The organism is Rhodococcus sp. P4_E4 (genome assembly GCF_056401575.1).
On record NZ_JBFUJB010000037.1, the window covers coordinates 21,602 to 28,514 of the forward strand.

The window sequence follows — 6,913 nt, forward strand, 5'->3', positions numbered from 1 at the left end:
ATGGGGCGCGTTAAGGAATGACTACTTTGTATCCGAGAAGTCAACGATCGTGGTGCTTTTCGGGATGGTTAGCCTGGAACCGGTCAGGTGGGGAAAGGCGGGGTTCTCTCGTGCGCGGCCTCGACCGATGCCGGATTGCTGAAAGTCATGAATTATCTTTTAGTTTGAGGCATGCTTTGTTGGTTTCAATGGCGCATGTTCACTCGGAGGCCACCAAATAGAGGAACTGGGTTGAACGAACTGACTCGCTCGCGTCGAGTCAGTTCTGTGAGTAGTGCCCTGGTTCCGTCATAGTCTTTCAACTTTGGCCGGTGATGCCCCGTCCGTGTGAGGGGTTCGTACTCGTCGCCGAGGGCCGAAAGGATCTGGTCGAGGATCTCAAGCTCGATGTCGGGCAGGTGGGGTTCCAACAGAGGCAGAATATGCTCAGCTGGAGCACCAGATCGACTGATTTCAACCAGCATTCGGGAGGAAATAGTGTTGCCCTTGTCAGCCCATTTGCAGATTTCGATCGCGCCTTGTTTGGTCAGCCTGCCGCGGACGAAGTCCACGTCGTCGACGATCACGCGTTTGACCGCCGCGGGGACGCGTCGACTGCGCATCACCTGAGGCAAGTCGGAGCTCGACAGTGGTAGTTCGCATATGTAGGACGCAAGGACTTTCGACGCCGCGAAGTAGTCCTCTTTGAGCGGGAAAGGGCTCTCACTGACACATGCGTACGTTTGCGCTGTGTCAGGTATCAAGTCGGTGGCCAGTAGCGCCGGAATGGCCTTCAGCCCTGCATCTGTCAGACGTTCGGGATCGAGCTTGCCGGGGAGTTCGAGCTGCCCAATCAATCGGATGGCCGAGCCCTGATTCAGTTTGTCGGAATTGGCTAGGACATACGCTAGATCGAACCGGGGTTCGTCGTCTACCTCTTCGGCGGCGGTGAGGTCGCGAATGTTCAATTTCTCGGCTAAATCACTGCTGAAGCCCAAGTTTTCGACGTACTGATTTACGTTCGAGACGGTCGGCGCGAATCGGCCCGCGGATACCACTGGGGGCCAGGCTGTTTCGTTGAGCGTTTCCAGGTTGGTTACCACGCACGATTCCGACGCACGCTCTACGACTGAGCGAAGGGTGGTCGCTTGACCGGCATTGACCACGTCATCGAGTACCTCTACAAATTTGTCGGAGGAGTCGATGGTGTCCTCGTCGGCGCTGAGGGCGTCAAGGTAGTCGTCCAGGTTCGCCAGGACATGCTCGTAGACGTTGTCGTTGGCTGCCTTTATTACGTCGAGTGCCAGCCCCGACGCTTCACCGAGTGCTGCGAACAGGTTTGTGTGCGTTACCGGGTACAAGCTGGCGGCGACCACAGCTGCGCGCTGCGAATCTCCCAGCGGACGCAGATCGCTGATCTGTGCGCCGAGTCGCCTGACCAGGAGTGCTGTATCTGCGGCCACGGAGCTTTCGGCGATTCCGACAAACGTCTGCATCTGGGCGTAGTGCTCCGAGACAAATGCGGCCACGCGATCAGACGATTCGTAGTCGATCTCCTTCGAAGCGTTTCGAACCGAAGCATCGACGAGAGCAACAACTGATTCGGGGGCGCCCGGAGCCGTCTCGATCAGGTGGACGAACATGTTGGCCCACCGGGAGGCGAGGATGCCAACCAATTGTTCTTTAGCTGCGCCGTCCATCAGATAGGCGTCGATGAACGAGGAGTCAGATTCGGCTCGCACGATGAGCTTGTCGAGTGCCTTGTCGAGGAGTTGGGGGCGCTCGGGTAGGTAGTGATCGAAGACCTGCAGATTGAATACGCTCTCGCCATCGAGGAAGCGCGTGCCCATCTCCTTTTCGACCGCATCGATGGAGTCTGGTCCGTCGAATCGAAAGCGGTGATCTGCGCGATCTGCCTGGACACAATGCAGGACGAAGTTCATGGCGCTGACGCTGATCGCGATACCGTGATAATCCGAGCAGTACAGAGTGAAATTTTCGTCGATATAACCCTTACCGAGCAATTCGTGGGCTAGCGGTGACACTAGCTCGCTGACGATGTCGCCGAGATTGGAGTACCCGCTGCCCGTGGGCATCACGAGGTCTGTTCGGGCCATGACTTCGGACATGGTGGCCTTTGCAACGTATTCCTTGATCGCCAGCGCGTTTCGGGATTTGCGTCGAAGTTGTGTCACATCGGCATCGATAGCATCTTTCAATCCGGTAGCAGGCTCACCGACCAGTGTGGTCAGGTTCTCGAATGACAAGTCGATTCTGTTGCTGTACCCCGGCCGCGTGACCTGCACCTCTAAGCGGACCTCGTACAGAGATTTCCAGAAGTCGACGGAAGTCAGATCCGCGAGTGCGAAGGCTTGTGTCTGGAGGTGAATGACCGGTACACCTCTGCCCCACATTGCCTGAAACATGAGTGAAATCACCGTTTGGAGTCGTTCGCCGGCGACTCTCGCGCGCTCGGCCAGCGGCGCGTTCGAAGCGATCTGGTCTAGTGCTTGTTTGCTGCGCGCTGCCTGGTATTCGGATTGATATTTGACCATGTCGCGGAAGGCTGCATGGGCGCCGTCAATGTTGCTGGTTCCGAGCCGGATGGCTTCGAAGTCATTCAAGTTCAAGTTTTTGTAGACCATCATGGCGAAAAGTCGGTCTACGGTAAGTCCCTCGAGTCCCTTCTCTCCCAGGACTGTGGTTCGGTACATTTCGAACTCGTTCCGAATGTTCCGAATTAGGCGCATGTCGGTCAGATGCGCACCGACCAGGTTCATCAGTTCGGCCGAGGGCTTGCGGGGAGCCTCGGCGAACTCGGCCTCGAGCAGATCTCGTGCTGAGCGGTGGGTGATGAACGGGACCATCGGGACGACCAGATCGAAGAATTTGGTTCTGTTCGCAGATGGGACGGACTCGAGTGCTGACGCTCGACGAGGCGCGTCCGGGGTGTCCGTGTTGCTCTCGCTGGATTCCAGTTGGTCGAAGATGCTGTCACGTACGGCGTAGACAAACCGGATTGGGCGTGACTCGATCTGCTCGGAGTTGTTTAAGACAGTGTTCAACTCGCGAAGAGTTTCGAAGATGTGCGGATCCTTGAAACGGTCCAAATCCTCAAAGACCGCGACCCTAGTTTTGGTCTTCTGGAAGAAATACACGATCTCGTCGAGGTACTCGTCGAAGTAGGAGTTCTCTTTTGCTTTTAGTGTCACAGCGGCGCCACCCGCGGAAACGCTCTCCACTCCTGTCCTGCTTTGCATCGCTCTTAGGCCGAAGAACCACACGGAGCCTACGAACGCGCTTAACGTGGCAACGATTGCCCAGGGCACCCATCCGCGGCTCGTGACGATGCCTTGAGGGCCCATGTCCACGACGCGATTGACCAGTCCGAGTAGGACGGCGATTATGAAGACCCCCACAGCGGTGATAACGCCCCAGCCGGCAGCGGGCCAGGGTTTAAAGGCATCGATACGTGAGTATCTTGATCCCGGCATGTCTGCCGGAGCTTTGCGGTACAGGAGTTGCTTGACAATTTCCTTTTGGATGAGATTTGTCAGAGGTGCGGGCGCCCCATCGTGTTGAATTCGCACATTGGTCGCGTCGTCGATGCCAAGGCTCGACAATGACAGATTCACCCAGTTGATCTTCTGCTTATCCATAGCTGCTTGGACACCGAGGATGACGCTGCTCTTTCCGCTGCCGTAATGCCCTGCCAGAGCGATGTTCTTAGCAGGATTCGCGGTCTTGTCGGTCAGAACCGTGAGAAGTACCGCCGCGTGGCGCCCGTGCAGGTCCTCTTCATATGTCGGTCCGAGACTGCGAAGAGTTGGTACGTCAGATACTGGTGCGGGCGATGGGGGCATGAGCCAGATCCTATGGAGGTGATCGGCCTTGCGTCGGTGGTGGTCCTTCAATGGGGTTGCTCGGGGTAATGGAGTGTTCTGCTCGCGTGTGGCTGCGGGGTGCTTCGTGTTGTTTTGGTGGTGTGTTTTCACGCGCTGGTTACCTGCGCCTTGGTGGTGTTCTCTGATCGGTTTGTGCCGTCGTGGCTTGTGTGGGTGGAGACCGTTGTGATTGTGGGGTTGGTGGCGGTGTTGGCGTGTGGGGAGCGGCGGGTTTCACGTTCACGTTGAGCGGGCAATGGTGCCGGGTGGTGCGAGCGAAATTCTGTGGCGTTGACCTGCGGTGATGACACGTCCCCGGGGTGGTTGTTGGGGCGCCGGCGGGTTTAGGTTCCGGCGGAAGCCGGCAGGGTGTTCGGGTTCGGTGGTGTGGGGGAGTGGTGGCGCATCGGGCGGGGTGTTGTGAGGACCGTTTTCAGGTTGTTTTGAATCATGTTGTCTATCAGTATATTTCGTTATTCGGTTGCGTGGATTTGGCTTCGCGTGTTGTGCGCGACACTTTGTTCTCCAATGTTGGATGTTGTTGTAGCGATGAGACTTTCGGATTTCCTAGTCTTCTTGATATTTTGCGATTTGGCGAGTGCGTCGAGGGTGTGGCTGCCGGTTGTCGTCTCTTCGTGTACTTATGCACCGTCCTACGACCAGCGTGTGGTGATGGTGGTGTTCGACCGCTTGGCTTCGGTGTTCGCTGTCGTCGGGTGTCGCATCCTTGTTTCATACGGCGGTGGCGCTGTCGCGGCGGTGTTGGTGTCCGGGGAATCCGTGTCGGTGCGCGGCGACGGTGACGATGAGGGAGGGGATCAGGAGGATAAGAGCAGCCCAGGGCAGCGAGGCCGGGCCGACGCCGCTCAGGAGGAGACCACCTGCGATTCCGCCTCCGGCGATGCCGATGTTCCAGCAGGTGACCACCAGCGACTGCGCGACATCACCCGCCTCCCCGGCGGCCTCGGCGGAAGCGGTCTGGAGCAGGGTCGCCGCGCCGCCGAACGCGAGCCCCCACACCGCGGCGGCGGCGAACACCAGGGACGGTACGGCGGCGAAGAGTCCCAGTGCGGTTGCAGCGACGGCGAACAGGGCGCAGCTCGCGACCATCAGCGGACGCAGGTGGCGGTCTACAAGGACACCGGTGAACCAGATGCTCAACAGGGAAACGACGCCGAAGGTGAGCAGCACCGCGTCGACGCGATCGGCGAGACCGAGTGGCGCTAGGTAGGGGGCGATGTAGGTGTAGAGAATGTTGTGGGCGAGGACGAAGGCGAGTGTCACGAACAGCACTGCGCCGACGCCGGGGATCGCGAGGGTGCGGCGCAGGGGCAGGCGCGCGTCTTTGGCTTGGCCGGGGAATTCCGGCACTGTCGCGAGTACCCAGCCGATCAGAATCAGGGTGAGCAGTGTCATGATCCCGAACGTGTAGCGCCAGCCCACCAGGTTGGCGAGGAACGTGCCTGCGGGCACGCCGATCGACAGCGCGATTGGGGTGCCGGCCATCGCGATCGCCATCGCCTTTCCTCGCTGGTGCGGCGCGACCATGCGGCGGGCGTATCCGGCCATCAGTGCCCAGAGAAGTCCCGCGACGATCCCGGCGGCGAACCGTGCGAGAAGGGTAAGTGCGTAGTTGTCGGAGAGGGCGGTGATCGTGTTCGCGACGGCGAACCCCGCGATCGCGAGCAGGAGCAGACGGCGGCGGGCCCAGCCGATGGTTGCCGCGGTGAGTGGTACTGCCGCGAGGGCGGAGCCGATTGCGTAGACGGTCACCGTCTGCCCGGCTGCGGATTCGGTGACGCCGAGGTCGCCGCTCATCGCGGGCAGGATTCCGGCAGGCAGTGCCTCCGTCATGATCGTGATGAACCCGGCTGCGCCCAGTGCCATCAGGCCGGCTAGCGGTAGACGCTCGGGTCGGGATGCACGCTGCGAGATGTGCTGTACTTGAGTCATAACCTTATCGTCCATGGTTGACGTTAGTGTCAAGGTCAAGCTCAAGGCCGCGGAACGGCAAGTGAGGTGCGTCGCATGAGGATCGGAGAACTCGCGAAGCTGACGGACACGTCTGCGCGAGCGTTGCGTTACTACGAAGACGAAGGTTTGATCGTGCCGCGCCGTATGGCGAATGGGTACCGGGAGTACGACGACTATCTGGTCGACCGAGTCGTTCAGATCCGGGGTCTGCTCGACTCCGGCTTGCCGACTCGAATCATCAAGCAGATCATGCCGTGTCTGGACAAGCCCCGTACCATCCACTTCGTCGATGCAACCCCCGAGATGCTGAGCACTCTGGAACAGGAGCGCGACCGAATGAGCGATCGTATCGAGTTTCTGACCCGCAACCGTGACGCGATTGACGACTATCTGGAGGCCGTCAAGGCCCTCGCGTAAAGGGACGACATTCGCGAAGAATGCCCAAGGACGAGCAGGTCAGGGGGTGGTAGCTTTCGTCGATGGATTCCGTCTCACTGGTCCGGTTGACCCAAGCACTGAATACCGAATGGGGCCGGGTACGTGCGCTCTCGAAAACGTGAAGGATTGGTCGGAGGTGAACCCGGCGCGCGGTTTGGGTGCCGGCGGCGGGGTGTTCGGGTTCGGTGGTGTGGGGGAGTGGTGCCGGTCGTGAGGGGTGTTGTGAGGGCCCGTTTTGGGCGGTTTTGAATGTTGTTGTGTGTCAGTACTTTTCGGTATTGTTTTGGTGTTGAGTTGTTTTCGTGGGTTGTGCACGGTGGTGTTCTCGTCAACGTCGAATGTTGGTGCAGTGGTGAGGATTTCGGTGTTTCGTGTTTTCGGGTTGTTTTGCGGTTTGGTGGGTGGGGGTGTATGATTGGGAGCATGATGATGACGAGGCAGTGGACGCGAGACGGGGCGCTTTTCGTGACCCTTCCCCTCCTCCCCGGCCTCGTTCGGGTGTCGGGTACCGGTTCAGGCGCTGCGTTGAATTCGATTGCTGAGAACCAAGATTCGGAATTCAGAGGAGCGAAGCGACTCGATCGGCGGCAACGGTACTCGACCCACTGCGAGCTGCGCAGCGGCTCCCTGGCGAGGAG

3 protein-coding genes are annotated in these 6,913 nt (G+C 59.3%); 1 reads left to right on the plus strand and 2 read right to left on the minus strand.

The features are described from left to right. Window positions 1-185: 185 nt before the first annotated feature. Window positions 186-3,842, minus strand: a complete 3,657-nt coding sequence (locus AC1DVN_RS29945) for a YobI family P-loop NTPase (RefSeq protein WP_477848218.1) — start codon at window positions 3,840-3,842, stop codon at window positions 186-188. A 753-nt stretch (window positions 3,843-4,595) separates the two neighbouring features. Next, window positions 4,596-5,816: an MFS transporter gene (locus AC1DVN_RS29950; protein WP_477848220.1), complete on the minus strand. Its 1,221-nt coding sequence runs from the start codon at window positions 5,814-5,816 to the stop codon at window positions 4,596-4,598. Between the two features lie 75 nt (window positions 5,817-5,891). On the opposite strand from AC1DVN_RS29950, the gene AC1DVN_RS29955 reads away from it, so the two are divergent. Further along, the gene (locus AC1DVN_RS29955; RefSeq protein ID WP_477848222.1) at window positions 5,892-6,254 is read left to right on the plus strand and encodes a MerR family transcriptional regulator; all 363 of its coding nucleotides are present in this window, start codon (window positions 5,892-5,894) and stop codon (window positions 6,252-6,254) included. Window positions 6,255-6,913 lie beyond the last annotated feature (659 nt).

Excerpts from the sequence above, each read along its gene's own strand:
- AC1DVN_RS29945 (WP_477848218.1), bottom strand. The coding sequence starts at position 3,842 with ATGCCCCCATCGCCCGCACCAGTATCTGACGTACCAACTCTTCGCAGT.
- AC1DVN_RS29955 (WP_477848222.1), top strand. The coding sequence starts at position 5,892 with ATGAGGATCGGAGAACTCGCGAAGCTGACGGACACGTCTGCGCGAGCG.
- AC1DVN_RS29950 (WP_477848220.1), bottom strand. The coding sequence starts at position 5,816 with ATGACTCAAGTACAGCACATCTCGCAGCGTGCATCCCGACCCGAGCGT.